Source organism: Paenibacillus ginsengihumi DSM 21568 (genome assembly GCF_000380965.1).
In the GTDB taxonomy this organism is placed as follows: domain Bacteria; phylum Bacillota; class Bacilli; order Paenibacillales; family NBRC-103111; genus Paenibacillus_G; species Paenibacillus_G ginsengihumi.
Genome location: NZ_KB905555.1, coordinates 30399 through 56644, shown reverse-complemented (window position 1 = coordinate 56644; position 26246 = coordinate 30399). Strand labels below are relative to the sequence as shown.

The following is a 26246-nucleotide window of genomic DNA, read 5'->3' as shown; positions in this document are numbered from 1 at the left end:
TCGTTCTCTCCTTCCTATGCGGTCTGCGTATGGCGGTTCGCCCGCCATTGCAAATAGTTGATGATAAGCAGCAGCAGGAACGAGATGACGAGCATGACCAGAGCGACAGCGGTTGCGCCGGCGTAGTCGTACTGCTCGAGCTTCGTCATGATCATGAGCGGCGCGATCTCCGTCTTCATCGGCATGTTGCCGGAGATGAAGACGACGGAGCCGTATTCCCCGATCGAGCGGGCGAAGGCCAGCGTGAATCCGGTGAGAAGCGCCGGCAGCAGCTGCGGGAAAATCACCCGGCGGAACGTGCGCCAGCGCCCTGCGCCGAGGCTGACGGCCGCCTCCTCGACGTCCTTCTCCAGCTCCTCAATGACGGGCTGCAGCGTGCGGACGACGAACGGCATGCCGATGAAGGTCAAGGCGAGCATGATGCCAAGCGGCGTGAACGCGATGCGGATGCCGTACGGCTCCAGCAAGCTGCCGACCCAGCCGTTCTGCGAATAGATCGTAGTCAGGGCGATGCCCGCCACCGCCGTCGGCAGGGCGAAGGGCAGATCGACGAGTGCGTCGATCAGCTTGCGCCCCGGGAACGAGTAGCGCACGAGCACCCAGGCGACGACAAAGCCGAAAACGGCATTGATCAGCGCCGCGCCCAAGGCGGTGCCGAAGCTGACTTTGTACGACGCCAAAACTCTGGGGTCGGTTACCGTCAGCCAAAACTGCTCCCATGTCATTCCCGACGTCTTGATGAAGACGGCCGACAGCGGGAACAGCACGATCAAACTCAAGTACAGGACAGTAAAACCCATCGTCAGTCCGAATCCGGGTAAAATACTGCGCTCTTTCCAAGCTTTTGCGGTCATACGCTTCTACTCTCCCTGCCGCTCCGCTCAATTGGACGGCTTGTAGATTTGGTCAAATACGCCCCCGTCGGCAAAATGCGTTTTTTGCGTCTTCTGCCAGCCGCCGAACGGCTCGTCGTCCACCGTGAACAGGTTGACCTTCGGGAACTGGCTTTCGAATTTCTGCGCGACGGCTGCAAGCCGCGGACGGTAATAGTTTTTGGCGGCGATCGTCTGGCCTTCCTCGGAATACAAATACTCAAGATACGCCTGGGCCACCTCGCGCGTCCCCTTCTTGTCGACCACCTTGTCGACGACGGCGACCGGCGGCTCCGCCAGCACGCTGACCGAAGGCACGACGATCTCGAACTTGTCGTCGCCGAATTCCTTGATCGACAGGAACGCCTCGTTCTCCCAGGCCAGCAGCACGTCGCCGATGCCGCGCTGCACGAACGTCGTCGTCGCGTCGCGGGCGCCGGAGTCGAGCACCGGCACATTCTTGAACAGCTGCCCTACGAACTCCTTCGCTTTGGCCTCGTCGTTGTTGTTCTTCTTGTAGGCATATCCGTAAGCGGCGAGATAGTTCCAGCGGGCGCCGCCCGACGTCTTCGGATTCGGGGTGATCACCTGCACGCCCGGCTTGATCAGATCGTCCCAATCCTTGATCCCTTTCGGGTTGCCCTTCTTCACGAGAAATACGATGGTCGACGTATACGGCGAGCTGTTATGCTCCAGCCTGCTCTGCCAGCCCTCCTGCAGCAGTCCCGCTTCCTGGATCGCATCGATGTCGTAGGCCAGCGCCAGCGTGACGACATCCGCCTCCAGACCGTCGATGACCGAGCGCCCCTGCTTGCCCGAGCCGCCGTGCGATTGCTTGAAAGCGACGGTTTGACCGGTTTTCTCCTTCCAATGGGCGGCGAACGCCTGATTGAATTCCTGGTACAGCTCGCGGGTCGGATCGTATGACACATTCAGCAGCTCGACCGGCTTCGCCTGCGTCTGGCCGCCTCCCGCAGCCGGAGTCGCATCGCCGCCGCTCACAGCGCCACCGCAAGCGGTCAGCGAGAGCAGAGAAGCCGCGACGAGCGGCAGGAAGGCCCGTTTGCCAATCGTGCGAAGTGTTGCAGATAAGGAATGGTTCATTTTTCTATTCTCCCCTTGTAATGGATGAAGTAAGCTCGTAAGCGATGGTGGACCGCATCCGTTCCGCCGGCAGGAACAAGGGTCCGGCAAGTATGAAATCGGGCTCATCGCCGTCATCTGCGGCAATCAGCGGCATAACCCGTCTCCGGTATATCCGGTGGACCAGTTACCATTATTTCCGATGCGCATACTCGGTTTTATTAGTTCGCAGTATATTAGCCTATGGGCATTTCTGTCAACGAATCGGATGCATTTTGTCAAAAAGAAATTAAGCCCGCTGCTCCTTCCTAAGCCGCCCTTCCTGCTCTCCCATCGAAGCTTCCGAATCTGCAACGCTGGCGACAAACGCTATCTTGAAAAATAGGACGGAACCCTCCGGCGAATTTTCAGGCACCGAAGGTGACGACCGATGACGAAGGCTCCGCTCGTCATAGAAGTCTATGAAAAATGAGCGGAGCGTTGATAACCTTATAGAATCGTCCGGCATACGATATAGGGCAAGCCTTGCCGGCTGCAGGAAGGAGATGGATTCGCCTGAACATTTTGCTAGCGACTTATTGGCCTATGCCGCATGTGGGCGGCGTCAATACTTATCTCCAATTGCTGAGAAAAGAGCTGGAGCGCCGCGGCCACCGGGTCGACCTGCTGGCTCACGATTCCGGCATGCGGCGGCTGCATGTGCAGAGCGGCGACCCTGGCCGGGATGGCCGGTCGATCGTCAAATCGCGGCTCAGGGACAACGTGTACGGCGAAATTAACGGATACTATGACCGCGAGCTGCCGCATGTCGATCATTGGATTCGGATGCGGGAGATCGAGCGGTATACGTTCGAGCTGGCGGCGGCGTGCTTCGATTTGGAGGCGTATGATATCATCCATACTCACGATATCGTCTCGACCCGCGCCTTAAGCCGCGTCAAGCCGGCCCGCGTGCCGCTCATCTATACGCTGCAAGGCCTGCTGGCCAGCGTGCACCGGCTTTCCGGAGAGGCAACTGACACCAGCGGCCTGAGATGGTCATATATCGCGGCGGAGGAGCACTACGGGACGGCTTCGGCCGACTGCGTGATCGCCACGTCCCGCTGGCTGTGGGACGAGCTGCGCCACAGCTTCGGCGTGCCCGCCGCGAAGCTGACGGCCGTCGTCCCTTACGGCATGGATGCGGGCGCATTCCTTGGCCGCATGAACGACGCGCCGGAGTCTCCGGTGCCCCCGGCATCCGGCCGGCTCGTGATCCTCTGCCCGGCCCGGCTCGGCGTCGAGAAGGGGCATGCGACGCTGATCGCCGCGCTCGGCATCCTGAAGGAGAGCCGCGACGATTTCATGTGCTGGATCGTCGGCGATGGCCCGCTGCGCGGCGAGCTGGAGGCGTATTGCCGGGAGCAGGGGGTGGCGGACCGCGTCGTGTTCACAGGCAACCGCTCCGATGTGCCCGCGCTCCTGAAATTGGCTGACGTGATGGTTATGCCCTCCATCGAGGACAATCTGCCGCATGCCGTAATGGAAGCGCAGATCGCGGGCAAAGCGATCGTCGCCTCGAATGGCGGCGGCATTCCCGAAATGATCGAGCACGGCAGGACCGGCCTGCTGTTCGAGAAGGCGAACGGCGCCGATCTGGCCCGCAAGCTAAGCCTGGCGCTCGGCGACGCGCAGCTTCGCCGACGGCTGGGCGAGCAGGCCAAAGCGTACGGCGTGCGGCAATGGTCCGTCAAGCGGCTCGGCGGGCGCACCTTGCAAGTGTACGAGAAGGCCATCGCGGCGCAGCGGCACGCCGATCCACCGCCGCAGCCTGCGCAGCTTGCCGATGCCGCAGAAGCCCGGCCCGGCGGACGCGCCGGACGTATGCCGGCCGACTTGTTCCGGTTCGAGACGTGCACCGTTTTTTTCAACCGCGAATGGAGCGAGCTTGCGGGCAAGCTGCCCGTCGGCTATACGATACCGGACCCGCTTTTCTTTAAGCGACTGCAGACAGGAGGCGACTAAGCGATGGAACGGCAGCAAGCGCCCAAACTGTTCGTGAATGGAACGGCCCAAAGCGGGCTGCATCTGGCGGGCCCGCTGGCTGCGGGGCTGCTGCGGATGGGAACGCCCCGTTGGCTCGATCCGTGGCAGGACGATTTGCATGCGGTCTTCGGGCAGATGAGTCCGGGAGACATTTGCTGCGGACATGTCCCCTACCGCCCGGAGCTGAAGCGGCAGCTGGACGAAAGGCGGATTCGCCGTCTCTTTATTTTCAGAGATCCGCGCGATATGATCGTATCGATTGCGCAGTACATGACCGATCCGCACAATGCGCATCCGCATGGCCGTTATTTTGCGGAGCATGTGAAGGACGACGGGAAGCGGCTGATGATGCTCATCGCCGGCTTTTACGAGACCAGGGAAATTGCCGAACGATACGGCCACGCTTCGCTCGGATACGGCGATATCGTCAGCCATTACATGCCCTATTTGAAATGGATGGAGGATGACGGCACGCATGCCGTTCGCTACGAGGAGCTGGTGTGCGGGACGGCGCGCAGCCGGGAGTGTATTGCGAAAGCGATCGAATATGTGCTGGAAGGAACAGCGCTGTCCAAGCATGCTATGGAGCAGCTGGCGGAATCGGCTATGAGCAGCATTGCTCCGCTCCGCTTGCCGGACGGGACAGCAGATGGGCCCGGCTTGTGGAAGCGGCATTTCGGCGAAGCGCATAAGCTTGCTTTCAAGGAGTTGGCCGGCGATCTGCTTATTTATTTGGGCTATGAGAAGGACTTGCACTGGTAACTGCAACAAAAGCCGAAGGACCCGTGCACGCGCGACAATGCGCTGCGGGTCCTTCGCTGTGAGTTGTTGTATACGCAACCGGCGCGTGCGCAGCCGCCGCATCCTCCGCGCTGCTGCGAATCAGGAATGCGGAGCTTCGGAAGCGCAGCTGCCGCAGTAGCCGAATATTTCGAAGCGGTGGTTCATCACCCTGAAATCGGACGGCAGACGGTCCATATGCGACATCGGGCAAAACTCGAACGTGATCGTCTTCTCGCACTGCAGGCAAATCATGTGATGGTGATGCCGGGTCCGGCAGCGGGCGCGGAATTTCAGTCCGTCGTTCAAGTAGAACTGCTCCAGCACCCCCATCTCGCTCAAGAGGCGCAGGTTGCGGTAGATCGTATCGAAGCTGACGCCAGGGTATTTTTGCCGCATATGGTCGTAGACGTCTTTCGGGGACAAGTACCCGCTTGATTCCGCGAACAGCGCCGCAAGCGTCTTGCGCTGGTCGGTGATCCTCCAGCCCTGGGCCGACATCGCCCGCAAAATATCTTGAACGGTCGTCTGCACGTCATGCTCATGATCATGCTCACGATCATGGTTGTGATTCGTCATAGGACTCCCTCTTTTGTGCATTTTGAAATTAAGTTAATCATGCCCGAGCGGGGATGAATAGTCAATAGAGCCCGTCTCGTGCGGCTTTAAGGCCGGACGTTATCCCGGGCCGGTCGCCCCTGCCAGGGGCAAGTCGCTCCTGTTCCCGGCCCGGTCACTCCTGCCAAGGGCAAGCCGCTCCTGTTCCCGGCCCGGTCACTCCTGCCAAGGGCAAGCCGCTCCTGTTCCCGGCTCGCCGTCTTCAGCCGGACCGCTTTAAGCGAGCTGCGGCGTCCGGAGCGAGAGCCGCGCCGCCCTTGGCTACAACGCGGACAGCCGTTCCGCAAGCGCCTGGCGGTCGAACCGCTCGCCGATAAATACGGCCACATGCGGAACCTCCTGCTTCGGAGCGATCCGGACGAAATCCATCTCGCGGTAGGCGTACTGAAACAGGAACGGGCCGGCCGTGTCCGTGAAGCGCAAAATGCCTTTGGCCCGGAAAATTTCCGGGGGAAGCGAGCCGACCAGCGCCTCGAACTGCTCGCTGTCGATCGGCCGATCGAAGTAATGCGTATACACCATCACGTGATCGTGCGAATGATGATGGGCCTGCTCGCGGTCGGAACGCTTCTGGCCGGAAGGCTCCGGCCCGGCATTTCCCCCGGCTAGCCCGCAGGCTTCCTCCCCTTCCCCGCCGTGCGAATGGCTGTGACCGCAGCCGCATGATGCCATCTCGCGCATCCCCGCTTCCGGTTCCGCCGCGCCGACGCGGCCGCCCCGCTCAAAAAAGGACAGGTCGATGGCGCAGCGGACCGTCGCATCGAGCGGCGCATCCGGATTCCAGCCGCGGATCAGCTGTTCCAGCCGGCTCAGCTCCTCCGGCGTCACGACATCGCTCTTGTTGAGCACGAGGCGCGTGCCGCAGCGAATCTGCTCCTGCATCAGCCGGTACGTCTTGCCTGCCGATGTCCGGGAGCGCTCCGACAGCTGCCCCGCGTCGATGACCGTGACGACCGTCTTTAGCTCCAGCTCAGTCAGCAGCGAGGCATCGGTCACGCCGTCCAAAATCTCGATTGGATTGGCGGCGCCGGTGCATTCCACAAAAATCACGTCAGGCCGGTGCTCGTCGATCAATTGCTTCAGCTCCATGCCCAGATCGCCGCGGATCGTGCAGCAGATGCAGCCGCTCAGCATCTCGGACATCGGCACCGCCTCGTTCACCAGCATGCCGTCCAGATTGACGTCGCCCAGCTCGTTCATCAGCACGGCCGGCTTCTTGCCCTGCAATGTATAATAATCCAGCGCGGCGGTCAGCAGCGTCGTCTTGCCGCTTCCCAAAAAACCGCAAAGTATGTGGACAGGAACGGGAGTATTCATGATTGCACCGCTTTCTCGTCGATGAGCTTTCGTTTCCTGCCTAAAATTGTACCCCTGAACTTCCCGTTTTGTCAAATTAACAGTAATAATTACTATTAAATCCGCGTATCATTTGGTCAAATAAACCTGCGCATCATCTGGCAAAATCAGGTTGCGTCCAAGCTCCGATCCCGTTACCATGAAGACAACGGCCAATTAGGTTCGGCAGCGTCCGAACCTAGCCCAGCCTGCAAGGGACGGTGAAGAACGATTGCGAGAAGAAGCATGGCTCGGCCCATCCATTCAAATCGATCCGACGTTTGCCTATTACCGCGACCGCTCGGCGGACAGCGTGGCCAGGGAGCTGAAGCAGGCCGGATATCGCTCCGTCCGCTATTTCGTGACGCGGGAGGACCGGGTGGACGGACGGCTGGTGGAGGCGCTGAAGCGCCACGGCTTGTTCGTCTGGGCAATGACGCTCGGCAACGGCACATATGCCACCGATCATCTGCCGGCCGGCTGGGAGCGCTGGCGCATGGAGCTGCTGAAGCCGCCCAAGGACGACTACACCCGCCTCTCCCCGCACAGCGAGGGCTATCTGGATTGGAAGCGGCGCGCCCTCGTCCGTCTCGTCGAAGAGCATCCTTTCGACGGTCTGGAAATTGCCGAGGCCTATTTCCCGGAGTGGAACGGCTTGTCCACCGGCGTGTACGGGGATGTCGGCCCGCTGGCGCAGGCCGCATTCCGCGCCTACAGCGGAATGCTTCCGCCGGAATTCGTGCACCGCACCTCCCCGGCCTATTACAAGAAAGACCGGGGCCGCTATCTCGTCTGGGTCGAATTCCGCGTCCGCGCGGTCAACCGCTTTCTCGACCGCATCGTGAACGGCCCCGGCGGCGTTCGCGAGGCGCGGCCGGAGCTGCGCATCGCCACCTGGTCCATCGCCATCGATGCGGGCCGCGACCCGGCCCGCGCCATTCGCGAGCTGCAGGGCATCGACGCCGCAGAGATGATCGCCGCCGTGCGGCCCGACCTGCACATGCTGCAGACTCATTGGCCCGACTGGACGCGCCAGCGTCTGCCGGCAGACTACGCCCGGCGGTATCGCCCGTTCGTCGAACCGCTGCGCCGCCAATATCCTAAGCTGCCGCTCGCGCTGCAGACCGATATCGGCTCGCTGCGTTCCATGCGGCGAAGCGCAGCCTGGATGCAGCGGTTCGCCGCAGCGGCGGCATCGCTCGGCTACGCCTCCTGGACCGCCTACGAATATTCCATCGGCGGATGGATGTACGAGGAGCCGCCCCGGGCATTGGCGGCGGCCCGGCTCGCCAGCGGCGCCGTGCGCATCGACTTCAACAAGCGGCTCGACGGCGCTTCGGCGGAGCAGACGGAGCACTACCGCTTCCGTTCGCTGCAGGGGGAGCCGGTTCTCCTTCCCGACCTGCGTGCCGCCGCCGACGGCCAATCGGTGACGCTATATTCGGAGCATTTTCCTGACGCTGCGTTCGCCGCGCATATTCGCGGGGTTCGGGATACGCCCGACCGCTGGCTTGCAAGCGGCTGTCCGGCCAATGTATCCGACTGCCGCATCGTCGTGCCCGCGCTGTCTTAAGCCGCCGGGAAACAGGCAGGTCAACGACCATATAAAGGAGCGATAAATCGATGACGAATGTAGCCGCCACTATGACATCGTTAACCCCGATTTTGCGCATGTTCGACGAGGTGAAGGCGAAGGAATTCTACGTGCAGTTTCTTGGCTTCGACGTCGATTGGGAGCACCGTCACGAGCCCGGATTCCCGCTCTATATGCAAGTATCCCGCGGCAGCGTGCGGCTGCATCTGTCGGAGCACCACGGCGACTGCTGCCCGGGATCGGCCGTCCGCATCGAGACGGAGCGGATCGAAGAGCTTCACGCCGGCCTGCTGGCGCAAAACTACGCCTACGCCCGCCCCGGATTGGAACAGACGCCTTGGGGCACCAGGGAGGTGCGGCTCACCGACCCGTTCGGCAACCGCCTCGTCTTTTACGAGAATAACTTCTGATGCGATCATAGACACCGATGTTGAGCGATTCCTTCGGTCAGCGGCCGTCGCCTGCGAAAGTTGAAAATTCGACCCGCGGATACCGCCAAATTCCCGGGTCTGCCGCGGTGTTGAAAATTTGCTCTACAGCAATTTTCAAGATGAGGCGTCTAGGACAATCGCCCCCCTGCATACATATACAACATGAAAGCAGGAGGTGTTCGGGATGGCTTATTACACTAGCGTGCTGCGCGTGTTCGGATGCCACCTACTCCGAAGCGCCGACGGCAAATACTACTACAAGCTGAGCAGACGAAGCAAGGTCCGGAAGCTGTCGAAAAAAGAAAAAGCCGCCAGCAAGCCTGCCAAAACCTGAAGCTGCGGCGGACGCTTTCCCTCGCCCCTTTGGGGCGGGGGACTTTTTTCGTCATTTTTCCACAAAATCTCCTCATTTACAATTCTCAAGCGATCCTGCACAATGAAATAGACGGCTATGACAGCCTGTGGCATGCATTGCCTTCGTCATCGGTCGTCGCCTGCGTGTTAAAAATTTAACATCCTTTTTTCCAAGGAGAGTGTGCCGTATGTCCAAAAAAGTATTGCTCATTACCGGAGACGCCGCCGAATCGCTCGAGGTATACTACCCGTATTACCGCCTGCAAGAGGAAGGCTACGAAGCCGACATCGCAGCTCCTTCGAAAAAAGTGCTGCGCACTGTCGTTCACGATTTCGAGGGCTGGGACACGTATACGGAAAAGCCCGGGTATCAGCTCGAAGCTCATCTCTCCTTCGCCGACGTCGACCCGGCCCGCTACGACGGCCTGATCATTCCCGGCGGCAGAGCGCCCGAGTACATTCGCATCGACCCTAACGTGCCGCGGATTGTGAGCCATTTCTTTGAAACGGACAAGCCGGTCGGGGCCATCTGCCACGCCGCGCTCGTGCTGAACGCGCTTAAGAACAACAAATATTTCGAAGGGCGCACGATGACCGCTTACTCCGCCTGCCGGCCGGATGTCGAAGCGCTGGGCGCCGAATATTCCAAGGAGACGCTGTGCGTCGACGGCAATATCGTCTCGGGTCATGCCTGGCCGGATTTGCCCGGGTTCATGAGGGAGTTTCTCAAGCTGCTGAAGGCATAGAAAGCCGTATTCGCAGCTGTCGGCGCAATGAGCGGCCTTTTTTAGGCTCGCAATCTAGCAAATATACTATGCTGCTTTCTATCATTTCGGAATAAGCTAAGTATTAGCCGCCCTGCATTACCATGTTGGTCATCTCCATACGAATGGCGCAGCGTCCCTAATTGCAGGGATGCTGCGCCGTTTGCTGATGTAGCATAAGATGGAGCACGATGCGGTTGAACAATCAGGTAGGGTGCGGCGTGCCCTAAAGCTCCTCCAGCTGCCGGACCAGATCGTCGAACAATGACAGCAGGTCGCGGATCGGCTCCGGCTTCAGGAGATCGACGCCGACGCCGCGCAGCAGCTCCAGCGGCGGCTCGGAGCCTCCGCTTTTCAGAAAAGTCATATACGCTTTCGTCGTTTCCTCGTCTCCCTCCAGGATGCGTCCGGCTATGCTGACGGCCGACGCGATGCCTGTCGCGTATTTGTATACGTAGAAGGCGTTGTAGAAGTGCGGAATGCGCGACCAGCCGTACTTGACCTCGGGATCGAGCGCGACCAGCTCTCCGTTGTAGGCAGTGAACAAGGCTTCGTATATTTCACTGAACGCATCCGCCGTCAGCGCCTCCCCGTTCATCGCCCTCTCGTGCACAAGCTTCTCGAATTCGGCGAACATGACCTGGCTGAAGAACGTTCCTTTGATTGTATCGATGAAATGATTGAGCAGATAGCGGCGGAACGGTTCGTCCGTCGTTTCTTTCAGCAGATGGCGAATCAGCAGCGTCTCGTTGACGGTCGAGGCAACCTCAGCGACGAAAATTTTATACTGCGCCGAAATTCTCGGTTGATTCGCGTCCGACAAATACGAATGAAGGGCATGCCCCATCTCGTGAGCGAGCGTGAACATGCTATCCAGCGTATCGTTGTAATTGAGCAGTACGTAAGGATGGGTGCCGTAAGGCCCCCAGCAATAAGCGCCGGACCGTTTGCCCTGCTTCTCCCTGACATCGATCCAGCCGGCCGTTTTTGCTTTGCGCAAAATATCGAGATACTCGCCCCCGAGCGGCGCCAGCCCCGCCAGCATCGTCTCGTACGCCTGCTCGTACGGAATCGATACTTCGCAGTCGTCCACCAGCGGCACGCTCAAATCGTACAGCCGCAGCTCGTCCACGTTCAGCTTTTGCTTCCGGTAAGCCATATAACGGTGCAGCGGGGCGATGTGCTCTCTCGTCGTCTGCAGCAAATTGTCGTACAGCGAGACCGGCACGTCGTCGGCGAACAGCGAGCGGTGCAGCGGGGAATCGTAGCCCCGCATCCGCGAGAACAGCACGTTGTTTTTCACCGAGGCGGCCAGCGTGCTGGCGATCGTGTTTTTCAAGCCGACATACGGCTTGTAGTAAGCCTTGAACGCTTCCCGCCGGCGCTCGCGGTCGCGACCTTCCAGAATGCGCATATACATGCCGCGGGTAAGCGCGACCTTCTCGCCCTGCTCGTTCGTCACTTCGCCGAACTGAATATCCGCATTGTTGATCATGCCGAAAATCGTCTTCGGCGCAGAGATCACCTCCCCCAGCTGGGAGAGCACCTCCTCCTTGTCCTTGCTGAGCACATGTGGCTTGTATTTGAACTGATCGTACAGTTCTTTCTTGAAGTATTCCAGCCCCTGCTCTTGCGCGATGTAGCCGTCCAGCGTCTGCTTGTCCAGACTAAGCAGATACGGTCTGAAAAACGAGGTCGCGCTGCTGATTTTGACCCCAAGGCTGCGGGCTCTGTCCACTCGCGCCTGATGCTCCGTCACCCGGGTATCCTCATCCAGCTTCAAGGAAGCGTACACAAACAGCTTTTCGTAAAGAAAGCCCAGCTCTTCCTCCTGCTCCAGAAAGGCCAGCAGCGCGCTGGCGCTGTCGATCCTGTCCTTGTATCCCGCTACCTGGTCGATCAGGGACCCCGCCCGGCGGTAATCGTCCTCCCACTGCTTCGCAGTGGCATAAATATGCTGCAAATTCCACTGCTCGTCCTTCGCTACAGCCGAACGCTGCAAAGGCTCAACACTCATCGCGATTAGCCACTTCCTCTCTGCTGATTGGACGCCCGCGACGAACGAATGGTTCATCACCGGCTGTCATTCGTATGCCAAATAGCCCAAGGCCCGCGGCCCATGTTCATCCTCCGATGGTGCGCACAGGCGGCATGGGGGTCTACTTTGAAAACACTCCAGGGTCCGCAGCCCATTCCTGTGCTGCTCCTTCCTGCGCTGCCGCCGAAAGCTTCTGAATCTCTAACGCTGGTGACAAACGTGATTTTGCTGAATCGTGCCTTTTTTAAAATGTAACGAAACGTGGTAACGCTATTTGGTCAGAAACGCTGAATCGGGTAGCCCAAATGCCCAATAAGGCTGCTCACTTGCGTTACAATTTCAAATCGAGCGTTTCGAGAGAAATAAGCTCTCTGGCTAGCGTTAGCTAACCGCGAACTCCGCATTAGCGTTCGCCCCCCGCGTTAGCGTCACGTTTGCGTTCGACCCCTGCGTTAGTGCGCCCCTTCCCAGTCATAGGCGCCAATCTCCACAACATACTCCGGGCGTCGGCAAAACATGCGAAGGTAAGACGGCTCCCGGCTCCCTATGCCCTTTCCTTGCGGGCAACCTATGACTGCGGCCGGGTTGCCTGCTCGAGCGCTTCCAAATAACGGTAGGCCTCCTCGTTGGACTGGCCGCACATATCAGGCGCGGGCTGCAGGCTGCCGCACACCGCAGGGCGCTCCGGCTTGCCGAACAGGCGGCATTTGCCGTCGTCGGTCAGTTGAACGCACCGGACGCCGGCCGGCTTGCCTTCCGGCATGCCGGGTATGGGCGAGGTGATGGAGATGACAATGCAACAGGCCGCACAGCCGACGCGGCAATCCATATCGCTCCCTCTCCTTCCTTGTCATCGGTACGCGGGGGCTGGTCAAAGTGGTCGGTACGTGTACGGGTCTGGCTAGAGTGATCGGTACGCATGCGGTCTAGTTAGAGTGATCGGTACGCATGCAGGTTTGATAAGACTGACCGGTACACGCGCAGGGCTTGGTCAGAAGTGATTGGTGCGCAGCGGTGCATGGCAGACTTCAGGAGCTTCCCAAACCGCTGCGCGGTAGCGCTTGGCAGATTTCAGACCGCTTCCCAAACCGCTGCGCCGCATTGCTGTTGCTCTAGTACGATCCTATCATGCCGACCTAAGCTTGAAAAGCAAAACGGCGGAAACAGCGAAAAAACACGTTTAACCCGGGACAACGATATCGCATAGGATGCCACGAATGATGAGGGGAAACGCAGAAAACGCTCGCCCCGACCTAATTCCCCCCCAATATTGCTTGATCAGGTAGAAAACGGAGACGATCAGCAGCCCCCCAAAACATGCCGCAACGGGAATGATCGTTCAAACGGTGGCCATCGTATCCCTCTCCATGCTGCGGCCCTGCGGCTGCATGCGCCCCCGCCTTTTGGGATAAGCTAGGCACGATGACTTCAGGGGAGATGATGAACGATGGAAGCGTTGGCCCGCAACGAAGAGCGCTGGAACGCCATCAGCCATGGGTTCGGCGCAGCCTGCAGCCTGGCCGCCTTATATTTGCTGCTGGAGCGCGCCTTGGCTGAAGGCGATCCCTGGCAGACAGCGGCTTTTGTCATATTCGGGTTCGCCCTGTGCCTGCTCTATACATCCTCCACCCTGCTGCACAGCGCCCGCTCGCCCAAATGGATCGAACGCTTCGAGCTGCTCGATCATGCGGCGATCTTCCTGCTGATCGCCGGCACGTATACCCCGTTCATGCTCGTTACCTTGCGCGGGCCGTTCGGCTGGTGCCTGCTGCTGTTCGTCTGGGCGATGGCCCTCTCGGGCATATGTTATATCCGCACGCTCGTCAGGCAGTATATCGCCTGGACCATCCTTTATTATCTCGTCATGAGCTGGCTGATCGTGCTCGCGCTCGGCCCGCTCAGCGAAAGGCTGCCGGAAGCGGGTTTCCAGCTTTTGCTCATAGGCGCGATGATGTATTTGATCGGGCTCGTCTTTTTTCTTTGGCGGCGGCTGCCGTATCATCATGCGATCTGGCACGCTTTTGTGCTGATCGGCAGCTTGTGCCACTTTTGGGCGGTCTACCGCTATGTAACGCCTGTGCCTTATTAACGGTGCAAAGCCTGGTAGCAAGATCGATTTGGCGCTGCCAGGAACTACCAATCATGTCATATCGTGAACGCCACAAAAACCTATAGGATTTCTCGCCAATTGCCGGTGCGCTCTTGCTCTTTTGCCGGTCCGAGTCCCTGACTATGGATTGGCCATTTGATGCTGTCTAATATACTGGTCCAACTGCTCCTCAGCGCTTTTCAAAGCCGTGTTCACATCAATTCCTTTTATCAAAACATCGTTGGCTGCCGCATTGATCAGTCCCCGTCCCTTATCATCGAATGGGGTAAACGTCTTGACCGCCGGCTTCAACGCAAAGAGCGCATTGACATTTTTTCCATGGAAGGATGGAATCTCGGAGCCGTAGTCCTTAATCAGCTCCGGCGTTTTTTGCAAGGAGGTCAGCACGCCGTTTTTATTCAGCACGCTCTGCACTTCATCGCTTGTCATCACGGAAAGCACCTGATACGCCTGTTCCTTGTGCTTGCTGGTCGAAGTGATGATCAGCGTATGCGCATCGGCCTGCCACGCATACCCTTCTCCCTTCTTGAACGTCGGAACGGTTACCATATCCCAGGAAAAGCCTTCGCCATTTCTCTCCATTTCACCGAAGTTGCTGATGGCGTCCGGCCCCCAAAAAGCAGCCATGGCTACGCTTTTTTCCCTATTGAACATAGCCCAAAGATCCGGTAATTTGCCGTCTGCCACATACCCGGATAACGACATTTCCGACGTGAACATGCTCAGCACCTGCTGCCACTCATCCGTCTGCAGTTTGGCCTTATTGGTTGCCATGTCCACATAAGGTAGATTCAGCCCCATGGCCATCCGGTCTGCTCCCCCTGTAAATATACCGAGATATTGCGTGCCACCATCCTGCCTCGTCAGCTTTCTGGCAAGACCGAAAGCTTCGTCCCACGTCATTCCATCCTCGGGATAGGAAACTCCGAACCGGTCGAATATATCTTTATTGTAGAAGAGAGCGGGAATATTCATTTTGTAGGGAAGGGCTATTACTTGATTATCGCCGCCAAATTGCTGGAGCGCCTCCATCAGTACCGGATCAAACCTGGACAGATCTGTGTTGTATTTTTTTATATAAGGTGACAAATCCTCTAAAACGTCAAGCAATTGCAGCTTAGGAATACCCGGCAAGGAGGAATAAATAATATCGGGGATATCGCCCGAAGCGACCAGATCTTCTATGGCTTGGCTGGGATCGGACCTCTCCAATGTAATATGGGGGTATTTCTTCTGCACTTCCTGAACAAAATACTTCTGGAACGATTCGTCGGATAACATCGTGGCAACTACGGCCAATTTCAGCGTAACCGGCTCCGTACTTGCGGTATTTTCCGCCGGCTTCTCCGTGACTGCGCCTTCCTTACCGGCACAAGCAGTGATCGAAAGCAACGATACCATCGCCGTAACTGCTGCAAGCCTTCTCATTTTCATTCGAAATAACCCTCCTCATTACATTTCACTTTTATTACAAAATCGTTAAAATCTTCATGACCTAGTATAAGTTAAAACGCTTACATTCTCTATGGAGCAATTAGATATAATTTGTAACTATTAAATATTTGCGTAATCTTTTTTTAAATGCCCATTGATCCGGTTGTTCGTTAAACTCACTGTTTTCTGTCAGACAGCTTCCGTACATTTCGACAAAATATTTCAATATCATTGGTAACTATTAAATGTCTTTATTCGATTTTGAAACAATGATACGATAGGCTTGTGCGATGATTTTTCGTGGAAGCATCCGGCTCCATCCGATACGATTGAGGTGATCATGCGAGTGTTGAACATGGAACAGCTGCAGTACAAAGTTCCCGGCGTTGTCCATTTTGTCGACAGAAAATGTTTTCCCGAATGGAAGATCGAAAAGGATGTCATCCCATTCCACGACCTCACCTTCGTTGTTGAAGGAAAATCAAATTACTACGTCAACGGCGTGCAATATACGGTGGAAGCCGGCGATGTCATCTACATCCCGCTCGGCAGCGAACGGGAGGCGCATACGCTGAAGGAATCTCCCATGCACTCCTATGCTTTCAATTTCAACTGGCTGCCAGCCGGGAGTCCGGACGCACTGCCTCTCGAGATCGTGACGAAAAACATCATAACGAGTGATATTGTAAATTACATCCGGCAGTTCAAGCATGTCTGGATGAGGAGACAGCTGGGGTATATCATGCAGTCAAGGGCATTATTCATGATGATCATGCATCAGGTCATGACCAATTTCTATCGCCAAGAGGCTGCTATTCGATCGGACAAAAGGATCAATCAAGTGTTGGATTACATCATGGAGCATTACTCGGAGGAGCTGGACTTATCGAAGATGGCCGAAATCGTCAAGCTTCACCCGGTTTATCTCGGAAAGCTGTTTAAAAGCAACACGGGCAGTTCGTTTAAGCAATATTTGAACCAGCTGCGCGTAAATCAAGCCGAGATGCTGCTTTCTACCGGGGGCTTTTCGGTAACTGAGGTGGCGGAACGGTGCGGATTTCATGATATTTCTTACTTTAGCAAAGTGTTCAAGGCGATAAAAGGCTACTCTCCCTCTTCTGTGTGCAAGTAAGCGGCAAGGGATATCGCTTATCGCTAAAAGCGGACCTTCGGGAAACTTGTCGATCACAACCTCTCTAACGCTGGTGACAAACGCTATTTGGATGAAACGCCCCTTGCTTAAAATGTAGCGAAACGGAGCAGCGCTATTTTGTCGGAAACGCTGCATCTGGCAGGCAAAAAAGCGGAATAAGACTGCTCACAAGCGTTAGAATACGAAATCGGCCGTTTCGGGCTAAATAAGCTCTGTGGCAAGCGTTAGCCCTGCAGCACAACGATTGAAGGCTTGCCAAGCGAGCAAGCCATTCCCCCGGCGGCTCGAGCCGCCCATCGCGAGTGCCGTGGGCGATCGTTTGCCGCAACACGAAAGCAAGCCGTGAGAAAAGCGTTGAGTGAGCTCCGCCCGAGGCCCTTGATCGTGCAAGCCCTTTTGCAGCGACCAGGGCATACTCGGCCGGCGGGTCCCAAGCTCAGCGTGGCGTTCGAACTCCGCATGGCGTTCAATCTTCGCGTTGGCGTTCGGACTCCGCATGGCGTTCAATCTTCGCGTTGGCGTTCGGACTCCGCATGGCGTTCAATCTTCGCGTTGGCGTTCGGACTCCGCATGGCGTTCAACCTTCGCGTTGGCGTTCGGACTCCGCATGGCGTTCGACCTTCGCGTTGGCGTTCGAGCTCGGCGTTAGTGCTCCCCCTCCCCGGGCAATTAGGCGACGAATCCTGCAAAAAGTGCAACATTTTCCGTATTTTGCGCGCTAGAGACAGGAGAATGTTGTATTTTGTGCAACAATTTGGGTGAGATGGGCTTGAAACCCGGGAATATCGCCCGAAATGTTGCACTTTCTACAACAATGAGCAGCGAATGCGCGTTATTGCCCCGTTTTTGTTGTACAAAATACAACATTTGCTGACCTACCTTGAAAATTCGGCAATATCTCACGAGCCGAATTTTCAACACCGCAGGTGACGACCGGTGACAAAAGGAAGCGCTCGTCATAGGCGTCTCTCCCCTCGGAATCCGCCTCATCGGGCAGCTTTCGCGTTTGGGCACAGAAAGCCGCATTTCTCTTATACAAAAGGAGACGCCGTCTGTCAGCGTCTCCATCGTTTAAACTGAAAATATAGAAAGCAGCCGACGCAAAAGCCGCAGATGGCCAGCAGGGCAGCCAAAGCGACGAGGGCGGCGGGAATGTAGCCTGCGAACGAACCGGGCAGCAGCCAGAACAGCAGCACCGACAAGGACAGCAAAATGACGGCGATCGTCTGGTTAAAGCGGTTCAGCTCGCGGGCTTCGGTGGGTGCGCCGGGAATTTTGCGTTTGACCAGCGGCGCTCCTAATATAACGATGATGTTGCTGCGCATCCCCTGCCACAGGCTCAGCACCTGGATCGCCCACAGCGCCGCGATCACGGCAGGCTGCTGCAGGACAATGCCGAGCACGACCAGCAGAACGATGCCGGCCTGGTTGACCCGAATCAGAGGAACGGGTATTTCGTTGTTCGCTGCACTCATGCGTCATCACCTCTCTTTCGCCTTTGATACGGAGGCGGGTTCCGGCTCAAGCTGCCCGGAGATGCGGTCGGCCAACCGCAGTCGCCCGCGGAAGCGGCGGCCCGCCGGATCGCTCAGCTCCATCGCTGCGGTCGTTCCGCTGCGCAGAAGCCCGGCAATGTCCGCCGGAGTCAGCGAAGCGCCGTGCTGCTCCTTCCATACGACGAAGCGGCAGCCGGTCTTATAATGAGAGCAGCCGTAGCCGCGGCGGCCTATAATGATGGTGCCGCCGCAGCCGGGCGCCGGGCAAGGGCCGAGCCCGCGGCGGCCGGCTGCGGCGGAGCTTGCGGGTGCCGCTACCGGAGCGGATGCAGCAGGCGCATAGGCAACCGACTCTGCCGCCGCTGCCTCGCCCGCCGCTGCGCTTGCGGCCCGGCCGCCCCGCGCGGCTGCGCTTGCGGGCGCCGCCTGCAGGCGCGTTCGCTTGCCGCGCGCTGCTTGCGCGCCTTTGGCCGCGGCTGCGGCGGCCTCCGCCTTGCTTCGCGCCCGCCTGCTCCGCGCCGGCTTCGCCGCCTCGTCATCCTCGAACGCCTGCCTGGAGACGCGGGCCTGCCCCTTTACTTTGTCAACGATCATGGCGGCAAACCGCTTCACGTTGTCCATGAACGCTTCGTCGGAAGCGGCGCCGCGGGCGATCTGGTTAAGACGCCGCTCCCACTGTCCCGTCATCTCGGGGGAAGTGAGCAGATCGACCCCGGCGCCGCGGATGAGCTCGACGGCGGTGCGTCCTTTCTGCGTAATGGCGAGCTGCTTGCCTTTCATGACGACATAGCCGACCTGCTTCAGCCGCTCGATGATGGCCGCCCGCGTGGCCGGCGTGCCGAGTCCGGAATCCTTCATTGCGTCGCGCAGCTCCTCGTCCTCGATCTGCTTGCCGGCGCTCTCCATCGCTTTCAACAGCGTTCCTTCCGTATAGGCCTTGGGCGGCTTCGTTTCCTTCTCCCTGGCAGCGCTTTTGCTGCAGCGAACGGCAAGCGACGGGTCCAGCTCGAACGACGCGGTCACCTCATCCTCCGCCTGGCTGTCGTCCTCGTCCTCCTTCGCCCTGCCGCGCTTCTTGCCGTCCCTCTGCTCATTGCCCTGGCCTGCGTACAGCACCTTCCAGCCCGGCGCCAGCAGCTGCTTGACCGTCGTCTTGAACGGTTCTTCCTCCACCTTCGTCAGCACGGTATGCACCTTATATTCGGCCGGGGGATAATAATGCGAGAGGAACCGCCGGACGATCAGATCGTATATTTTGGACTCGTCAGCGGTGAGCCCCTTCGCCTGTCGATGCGTCGGCAGGATGGCGTGGTGATCCTCCACCTTGGCCGGATTGCAGACGGCTTTATTCCGCGGATGCACGAGAAGCTGGTTGGCCTCTTCGACATACGCTCCGTAAGATGTGCGGCGCAGCATATTCAGCGCCTTGTGCATCTCGGGGATGTTCTGCTCCGTCACGTAATTGGACGTCGTTCGCGGGTAGCTGATGACCTTATGCTTTTCGTACAGCGACTGGGCCAGATCGAGCGTTTTTTTGGCGGAAAAAGCAAATCTTGCGTTCGCCTCGCGCTGCAGCAGCGTCAAATCGTACAGCTTGAACGGGTACTCCTTCGTCTCCTTCACGTCGTAGCCGGCAACCGTCCCGGACTTTCCCCTGACCTTGCGCGCGATCGCCTCCGCTTTGGCGGAGTCGGTCAATTTGTCGCCCTGCCACAATCCTCTGTATTCCGTCTCATTCTGCTTAAAATGCGCCTCGACCACATAATATTTGCTCGCGGTGAACGCTTCGATCTCCTTCTGCCGGTCGTACAGCAGCGCGAGCACCGGCGTCTGCACGCGCCCTACGGACAGCAGCACCTGGTGCTTCGTCGTGAACGCCCGCGAGCCGTTCATGCCGATCAGCCAGTCGGCTTCGCTGCGCGCCTTGGCCGCCTTCGTCAAATTCTCGTACTCGGCGGCGTCCTTCAGCTCGCTGAAGCCCCGCCGTATCGTCTCCGGCGTCAAATCGGATATCCACAGCCGCTTGACCGGTTGGCGCAGCTTCAGATGCCGCTGGATGAGCGAGAAAATATGCTGCCCTTCGCGCCCCGCGTCGCAGGCGTTGATCAGCCTATCGCAGCGCTTGGCGAGCTCGGCGATCACCTTGAGCTGATCCTTCGTTTTCGGGTTAGGCACAAGCTTGAACCGCTCGGGAATGATGGGCAGATCGTCGATGTTCCATTTTTTATATTTGTCATCGTACGCGTCCGGCTCGGCCAATCCGATCAGATGGCCGATTGCCCACGTAATGATGTACCGCTCCCCTTCGATGTAAGTGCGGCGGTTCATCGCCTTCGGTTCGATGGCCGCCGCAATATTGCGGCCCATATCCGGTTTTTCGGCTATAATCAAAGTCTTCAAAACGTTCGATCGCTCCTCCGAATGTGCGGGCCGGCTCGTCCGCTCCTTCGTTCAACGCGGCGCCGGTCTGCCGGCTGTTTCCAAAATTATACCATAGAAAGGGCCCCAAAGCCTCGCGTCAAAATAAAAGGGAGAGCGTTCGCCATGAGCGGCTTCAGCTCTCCGAGAGAGGCGTCATTGGATTAAGCCCGGCACTCGCCGGTCGATTCCCTGACGATCAGCTTGTGCTCCAGATGCTCTGCCGCCTCTTGAGCGGCATCGCCGCCTTCGCGCCGCAATATGCACTCGACGGCCAGGAAGCCGCTCTCCCTGCGCGGATAATGGATCGTCGTCAGCGATGGCGTCGTATGGGAAGCCATCAAAATATTCTCGCACCCGGCGACAGACAGATCGCGGGGAACGGCCAGGCCGCGGTCTTTGCACGCGGACAACACGCCGATCGCCATCAGGTCGTTGGCGCATACGATCGCGCTGAACGCCAGCCGGGAAGTGTCGGCGAGATGACTCTTCATGACCCCGTAAGCCGATTCGAGCCGCCCGTCCGCCTGCATCAGCGATGCCGGATCGAAGGAGAGCCCGAGCGCCTCCAGCGCCCGCCGAAATTGCAAATAGCGGACATGATGAGGGTGCTCCGCGTTCGCATTGCCCATGAAAGCGATGCGCGTATGGCCGAGCTCCTTCAAATGCCGCAGCAAGTCCGTCATCGCCTTGTACCAGTCGATATCTATGCAGCGGACGGACGGATGGGCATGAACCGGGGTCGTAATCGAATAGACGGGCAGCCCCAGCTTGCCGAAATATTGAACCGTCGTCTCCTGCAAGCTTTGGCCAAGCAGGATGAGTCCGTCCGTCCGGCCCATAAAGATCGTCTTCAGCTTCTCTTCTTCTGCGCGCAAAAACGTCTGAAAAATGAGCGATTGGCCCAGCTCCCGCGCCTTCTCTTCCAGGCCGAGCGAGATGCCCGTCTCGAACGGGTTGCCCAAATTGTTGAACAAGACGCCGTATTGGTTCGTCCGCTTCGTCTTGAGGCTGCGCGCCGCCAGGTTCGGGTTGTAGCCCAACGCCTCGATGGAGCGCAGCACCTTTTGCCGCGTTTCTTCTTTCACTATCGCTTTATTGTTGATCACGTAGGATACGACTGCAACGGACACCCCAGCGTGCTTGGCGACATCGTCTCTCGTTACCATGACACTCCTGCTCCCCCGCGCTATTTCGTTTGTTTCCACGTTATCGCGAGTTTTCGGCGATGTCAAGCCGACAATGCCGAAAGCCGGATATACGGCCTGATGGCCGCTTTGGCCGCGGCCGGCTCAAGCGCTCCGCCCGGCAGCTGTCGCCGGCAGCCGCGAGCTTCATCCGTATAGCAAGCGCTCGGCCTGCTCCAGCTTATCGTCCGTCAGCGGTCCGGAATTGTCGAAGTATGCGACCGCCCCGGGCGGCAGCGGCCAGCGAATCTCTCTTGGCGCAAGCGAGCGGCGGAATCGCTCCCAATGCTCCAGCTTCCACGCATCCAGCGGCGATTGCCGCGCCTCGATGCGCTCGCGGTACTTGCTTTCGCCTTGCAAGGTGACGAACAGCACCTTCACGTCCACGTCCCGCAGCGTTGCGCCGATGCGCCCGAGCTCCCGCTCCAGCCACGTCGGATCGTCCGTCTCCTTCGTGAACGGACCGATGACATAAGCGTCCATGCCGATCGCAATATTTTCCAGCGCCGCATCCATCGTGATGCGATAGCCCAAATCCCGGCACAGCCGCTTGTAATCGTCCGAATCGCGGTCGCTCGGGTCCAGGCCGGCCATTGTCATGACCGCTTCGGCCGCAGGCCGCAGCAGCGTGTCCATATCAAATAGCGCCGCTCTGCGTCGGCCGGCCAGCGCCTTGGCCAGCGTCGTCTTGCCCGCCCCGGCCGCGCCAAGAAAAAACACCAGTTTCCGCATCCAAAGCCTCCTTTTTTCTCATTCCATTATATTGAATTTCATCAATACATCGAAAGCGGCGTCGATACCGAAGGTGCCAACCGTTTCACGAAGGCTGAGTCCGTCATCGGCGTCTGTCCTCCCTGATGCGCCGCAGAGCCGCAGGAGTGCACAGCGGTCCGGCCGATCCAAGCGGCCGCCAACGACTTCCGCGGCGGCGCTGCCTGCTCCTGTCGATTCGCCGCTTGCGAACCCGCTTGCCCGTTACGACGGGTCGGCCGGCGTCTCCGGGTCCATCATGCCGTTGTGCACCATATAATATTCCATCGCCGCGTTCAACCAAGCTTCCTCTTCCTTCGTATAGGGCGAAGGCACCTTCGCGGCCAGCTCTTCGGCTTCGCTCGTGTCCATTTCGCCCATCGCGTACATGGCGTCTTCGCCGACGAACTCGATCGTCGCTTGCATAAACTGTTCAACCAGCGCCAGAACCTCCGGGTCGCTGGCCGGCCTTCCCATCAATCGCTTCACTTCTTTGGTCAATTGGATGAAGGCGATATCCAGCTCGATTTTTTCCTCCTCCGACTTGTTGAACAGCCGGTCGACGATCTCTTTGGGCGTTTTCGCTTCCAGCCATTCGCGCTGCGTTTTTTCCGTCTGCATGTTGTTGATCAGGCTCATCAGCACATGGCTGTCGACCGCCCCTTCTTTTTCCAGCAGCAGCATCGTCCGGTCGATCGCCTGCAGCGATTGCTCGATGCGCTCCTTTTCCTCGGTCAACGCCTGCTTGCGCGCCAGCAGCGTCTTATTCAAGCTGACATCGAACTCGGCGTGCGCGATCAGCTCCTTGATCTGCTCCAGGCTGCATCCCAAAAATTTCAGGCTTACAATTTTGTGCAGATCGAGTACATCCTTCTCATTATACATGCGATGTCCGGAAACCGGATGCTTCCTGGGCTTCAGCAGCCCGATTTCGTCGTAATAATGCAGCGTGCGGATCGGCACGCCCGTCTTTTGCGAAAAATCGCCGATCGAATACGTTTTTTCCTCCGTCATGCTTATATTAAACCTCCAGGAAATAGATTTGCAATCGCGACTGCAATCTCATCATAATACCTACAGCAGGTGGAGGTGCAAGCGCAAAAAAAAATGCAGCCTTATTCATTCTCTCCGATTCTGGAACCATTCGTCATTCCGCTGCGCCTATGTATAGATGAGATGACAAGGAGTGAATCTATGAGCCTGTTTCATGATATGGCATCCATCATCCCGCTTCCTGTGGGCGAAAGAGGCGGGACTAAATCGTCCCTGGATCGAAGCGGACCGATGCCGCCGAAAGCTTTTCATTTTTTGTCCAGCGGCGAATCGGCCTTCCCGCCCCCTGTCGAGGCAAACGCCACCACCTTGTCCGTCTTCCTTCGCCTTGATCTGTTCTATCATGCGGATAACCCGGTCAAAGGCAAATAAAGCGTAACGGCTGCCGTTCGATCTGGACGACATCTCTTGGGCTTTCGTCTATGAGTTCACTGCGCAGTTTGCTTCTCAAGCGCTTTGGCCATGCGAAATTTTTCCAGCGTCGCAATCATCGGGAACATCATTCGCAGCGGCCCGTATACACTGGCACGGAGCAATGCCCGCAGTTGAATGCGGAAAAGCTCCTTCTGCTCCAAACAAAGACGAATGGCGCGGAAGCCTTTAGGAGAAGGCGCTTTTCGTGAGTGCCTTCTCTCTCCCGATCAGTTCTTGGCTTAGTTGGGCAAACCGGCTATGGTCCGTTGTCGTGAACAAATATTCACCTGACACCAATGGATCGTTCTGAAAATGATAAATGACGGTTTGTTTCACCGATGCATCCAACAAGGAATGGAAATACCTGTATTATTTAGATGCAGATTTCCTTGGTGAAGTTTAGGATCACTCAGGCTTTATTGATGATTGAGTCCTTCGAGAACATGTGCTCCCTATTCTTTGACACCGCCAAGCGTCATCCCCTTGACAAAATATTTCTGCAGGAACGGATACACCATGATGATCGGGACGCTGGCCACGATCGTCATCGTCGCGCGAATCGTCGTCGGCGTTACGTTCGGGCCCCCGCCCTGGGCTTGCGCAAACGCGTCCGCGGCCGTGGCCGCCGCATTGGTGCTGGTCGAATGCAGCACTTTTTGCAGCTCATACTGCAGGGTGCTTAGATCCAGACGGGACGACGTATACAGAAACACGTCAAACCAGGAGTTCCATTGACCGACAGCCACGAACAGCGATACGGTGGCAAGGGCCGGTACGGTCAGCGGCAGAATGATCCGGAAGAAGACGCTGAAATCGCCCGCGCCGTCGATCTTCGCCGATTCGATCACGCCTTCGGGCAAGCCTTCAATGAAAGAGCGAATGACGATCATATTGAACACGCTGATCACGCCAGGCAAAATATACACCCAGAAGCTGTTCAGCAGATTCAGATCGCGAATCAGCAGATATGTCGGGATCAGACCGCCGTTAATATACATCGTGATGATGAACGCCAGCGTGACGAATTTTCTGAGCACATACTCCTTGCGCGATACGGTGTACGCCAGCATGGCGGTGCAGAAGACGGAGGTCACCGTGCCGATGAGCGCGCGCAGCGCCGAGATCATCGTAGCGTGGCCGACGTTGGAAAACGAGAAAACATAAGCGTAATTGTCCAAGGTGAATTCTCGCGGCCACAGCTTGATCCCGCCGCGCATCGCATCGGCGGAATCGTTCAGGGAGACGGCGAGCAGGTTGAGGAACGGATACAAAGTGACGACAATCAGACACAGCATCAGCGCAATATTGATCGTATCGAACAGGCTGAAACGTTTTTTCCATGCCATGCTTATCTGCCTCCTTAGAACAAGCGGCTTTCGCCGAGCCGTTTCGCAATCGCGTTGGCCGAGAACAGGAAGATGAAGCTGACGATCGTCTTGAACATGCTCGCCGCTGTCGACAAGGAGTAATCGGCCATTTTCATCCCGTAGTCCAGCACATAGATGTCCAGGTTTTCCGAAAAGTCTTTGTTCGTCCCATTGCGCAGCAAATATTGCGGCTCGAATCCGGACTCGATGATGTAGCCGAGGTTCATGATCAACAGAATGACGATTACAGAACGCATGCCCGGCAAGGTGATGTGCCAAATTTTCCGCCACCGGCTCGCACCGTCCATTTCCGCAGCTTCATACAGCGACGGGTCGATCATCGTAATCGCGGCCAAATAAATAATCGTATTCCAGCCGAGCTCCTTCCATGTGATCGCTGCGCCGAAGATTCCCCAGAAATATTCGCCTTTCAAGAGCCATAATATCGGAGAATCGAGCAGTCCCAGCCGCAGCAACACTTCATTGACAATCCCTTCCGCAGCGAGCACCGTCGTCACGATATTCGCCGCCACGACCCAGCTGATAAAATGCGGCAAATAACTGATCGTCTGTACAACCCGTTTGAATACGAGGTTTCTCAACTCATTCAACAAGATGGCCAATGTGATCGCCGTAACGAAGCCCAGCACAATCTGAATGAAGCTCATGACAATCGTATTGCGCAGCACGAGCCAGAAGTAATCGTCTGTGAGCATTTTCCGGAAGGTCGCAAGACCAATCCATTGCTGCTCCGCGAAGCTTCTTGCGATCTTGTAGTCCTGAAACGCCATCGTCCAGCCCCAAAGCGGCATATATTTGAAGATGAACAGCCAGACCAAAAAAGGGAGCGACATAACAAGCAGTGCTTTCTGATTGCGCAGCTTTTGAAGGAACGTCTTCTCGCTCGACGCGGCAAGTCCGGTCGAACTCAAGGGCAAATCTTTCGTTGGCCGGGCCATGACGATGACTC

At 57.7% G+C, this 26246-nt stretch carries 23 protein-coding genes and 1 pseudogene; 9 read left to right on the top strand and 15 right to left on the bottom strand.

Annotation, left to right across the window (positions count from 1 at the left end):
- Positions 1–14: 14 nt before the first annotated feature.
- Positions 15–854 carry a sulfate ABC transporter permease subunit CysT gene (gene cysT / locus F591_RS0106360; protein WP_019533756.1) on the bottom strand — a complete coding sequence of 280 codons (840 nt, stop codon included), beginning with the start codon at positions 852–854 and terminating at the stop codon, positions 15–17.
- 27 nt (positions 855–881) lie between these two features.
- Positions 882–1976: a sulfate ABC transporter substrate-binding protein gene (locus F591_RS0106355; RefSeq protein ID WP_019533755.1), complete on the bottom strand. Its 1095-nt coding sequence runs from the start codon at positions 1974–1976 to the stop codon at positions 882–884.
- A 564-nt stretch (positions 1977–2540) separates the two neighbouring features.
- On the opposite strand from F591_RS0106355, the gene F591_RS27500 reads away from it, so the two are divergent.
- Positions 2541–3959: a glycosyltransferase family 4 protein gene (locus tag F591_RS27500; RefSeq protein WP_019533753.1), complete on the top strand. Its 1419-nt coding sequence runs from the start codon at positions 2541–2543 to the stop codon at positions 3957–3959.
- 3 nt (positions 3960–3962) lie between these two features.
- On the top strand, positions 3963–4742 hold the full coding sequence (locus F591_RS0106340; RefSeq protein WP_019533752.1) for a sulfotransferase domain-containing protein: 780 nt from the start codon (positions 3963–3965) through the stop codon (positions 4740–4742).
- A 120-nt stretch (positions 4743–4862) separates the two neighbouring features.
- On the opposite strand, the gene F591_RS0106335 is transcribed toward F591_RS0106340, so the two are convergent.
- Both F591_RS0106335 and F591_RS0106330 read right to left on the bottom strand, forming a co-directional pair.
- On the bottom strand, positions 4863–5339 hold the full coding sequence (locus F591_RS0106335) for a Fur family transcriptional regulator (protein WP_019533751.1): 477 nt from the start codon (positions 5337–5339) through the stop codon (positions 4863–4865).
- A gap of 300 nt (positions 5340–5639) precedes the next feature.
- On the bottom strand, positions 5640–6695 hold the full coding sequence (locus tag F591_RS0106330) for a CobW family GTP-binding protein (protein ID WP_019533750.1): 1056 nt from the start codon (positions 6693–6695) through the stop codon (positions 5640–5642).
- A gap of 250 nt (positions 6696–6945) precedes the next feature.
- On the opposite strand from F591_RS0106330, the gene F591_RS0106325 reads away from it, so the two are divergent.
- From F591_RS0106325 to F591_RS0106310, 4 genes are all read left to right on the top strand, one after another.
- A complete protein-coding gene (locus F591_RS0106325; RefSeq protein ID WP_019533749.1) occupies positions 6946–8286 on the top strand; it encodes a hypothetical protein in 1341 nt (446 codons plus the stop codon).
- 50 nt (positions 8287–8336) lie between these two features.
- Entirely contained in the window at positions 8337–8717 is a 381-nt protein-coding gene (locus F591_RS0106320) for a glyoxalase superfamily protein (protein ID WP_019533748.1), read from the top strand.
- A 205-nt stretch (positions 8718–8922) separates the two neighbouring features.
- On the top strand, positions 8923–9072 hold the full coding sequence (locus F591_RS31265) for a hypothetical protein (protein ID WP_019533747.1): 150 nt from the start codon (positions 8923–8925) through the stop codon (positions 9070–9072).
- Between the two features lie 208 nt (positions 9073–9280).
- Entirely contained in the window at positions 9281–9838 is a 558-nt protein-coding gene (locus F591_RS0106310; RefSeq protein WP_019533746.1) for a DJ-1/PfpI family protein, read from the top strand.
- Between the two features lie 244 nt (positions 9839–10082).
- On the opposite strand, the gene pepF is transcribed toward F591_RS0106310, so the two are convergent.
- A complete protein-coding gene (pepF, locus tag F591_RS0106305) occupies positions 10083–11873 on the bottom strand; it encodes an oligoendopeptidase F (RefSeq protein ID WP_019533745.1) in 1791 nt (596 codons plus the stop codon).
- A gap of 589 nt (positions 11874–12462) precedes the next feature.
- Positions 12463–12723: a YkgJ family cysteine cluster protein gene (locus F591_RS0106300; RefSeq protein WP_019533744.1), complete on the bottom strand. Its 261-nt coding sequence runs from the start codon at positions 12721–12723 to the stop codon at positions 12463–12465.
- A gap of 618 nt (positions 12724–13341) precedes the next feature.
- Between F591_RS0106300 and trhA the strand changes: the two genes are divergently transcribed.
- Positions 13342–13983 carry a PAQR family membrane homeostasis protein TrhA gene (gene trhA / locus F591_RS0106295; protein ID WP_019533743.1) on the top strand — a complete coding sequence of 214 codons (642 nt, stop codon included), beginning with the start codon at positions 13342–13344 and terminating at the stop codon, positions 13981–13983.
- A gap of 141 nt (positions 13984–14124) precedes the next feature.
- Here the strand turns inward: trhA and F591_RS0106290 are convergent, their stop codons facing one another.
- Entirely contained in the window at positions 14125–15438 is a 1314-nt protein-coding gene (locus F591_RS0106290) for an ABC transporter substrate-binding protein (protein ID WP_019533742.1), read from the bottom strand.
- A 355-nt stretch (positions 15439–15793) separates the two neighbouring features.
- Here F591_RS0106290 and F591_RS0106285 point away from each other — a divergent pair, with 355 nt between their 5' ends.
- The gene (locus F591_RS0106285) at positions 15794–16570 is read left to right on the top strand and encodes a helix-turn-helix domain-containing protein (protein WP_051109121.1); all 777 of its coding nucleotides are present in this window, start codon (positions 15794–15796) and stop codon (positions 16568–16570) included.
- 1076 nt (positions 16571–17646) lie between these two features.
- Here F591_RS0106285 and F591_RS0106280 read toward each other — a convergent pair.
- The 5 genes from F591_RS0106280 to F591_RS0106260 form a co-directional block, all read right to left on the bottom strand.
- Entirely contained in the window at positions 17647–18066 is a 420-nt protein-coding gene (locus F591_RS0106280; protein ID WP_019533740.1) for a DUF4395 family protein, read from the bottom strand.
- A 6-nt stretch (positions 18067–18072) separates the two neighbouring features.
- Entirely contained in the window at positions 18073–20487 is a 2415-nt protein-coding gene (locus tag F591_RS0106275) for a DNA topoisomerase 3 (protein ID WP_019533739.1), read from the bottom strand.
- Positions 20488–20669: 182 nt separating this feature from the next.
- A complete protein-coding gene (locus F591_RS0106270) occupies positions 20670–21674 on the bottom strand; it encodes a LacI family DNA-binding transcriptional regulator (RefSeq protein ID WP_019533738.1) in 1005 nt (334 codons plus the stop codon).
- Between the two features lie 165 nt (positions 21675–21839).
- Positions 21840–22424 (bottom strand): P-loop nucleotide/nucleoside kinase family protein, encoded by a 585-nt coding sequence (locus F591_RS0106265; protein ID WP_019533737.1) that lies wholly within the window; start codon positions 22422–22424, stop codon positions 21840–21842.
- A gap of 243 nt (positions 22425–22667) precedes the next feature.
- Entirely contained in the window at positions 22668–23456 is a 789-nt protein-coding gene (locus F591_RS0106260; protein ID WP_019533736.1) for a MerR family transcriptional regulator, read from the bottom strand.
- A 180-nt stretch (positions 23457–23636) separates the two neighbouring features.
- Here F591_RS0106260 and F591_RS0106255 point away from each other — a divergent pair, with 180 nt between their 5' ends.
- Positions 23637–23867 (top strand): hypothetical protein, encoded by a 231-nt coding sequence (locus F591_RS0106255; RefSeq protein WP_019533735.1) that lies wholly within the window; start codon positions 23637–23639, stop codon positions 23865–23867.
- Positions 23868–23944: 77 nt separating this feature from the next.
- Here F591_RS0106255 and F591_RS30075 read toward each other — a convergent pair.
- From F591_RS30075 to F591_RS0106240, 3 genes and pseudogenes are all read right to left on the bottom strand, one after another.
- Positions 23945–24094, bottom strand: a pseudogene (locus tag F591_RS30075) (putative PEP-binding protein); the annotation flags it as partial.
- Positions 24095–24361: 267 nt separating this feature from the next.
- Positions 24362–25255: a carbohydrate ABC transporter permease gene (locus F591_RS0106245; protein WP_019533733.1), complete on the bottom strand. Its 894-nt coding sequence runs from the start codon at positions 25253–25255 to the stop codon at positions 24362–24364.
- A gap of 14 nt (positions 25256–25269) precedes the next feature.
- A complete protein-coding gene (locus F591_RS0106240) occupies positions 25270–26235 on the bottom strand; it encodes an ABC transporter permease (RefSeq protein ID WP_019533732.1) in 966 nt (321 codons plus the stop codon).
- Positions 26236–26246 lie beyond the last annotated feature (11 nt).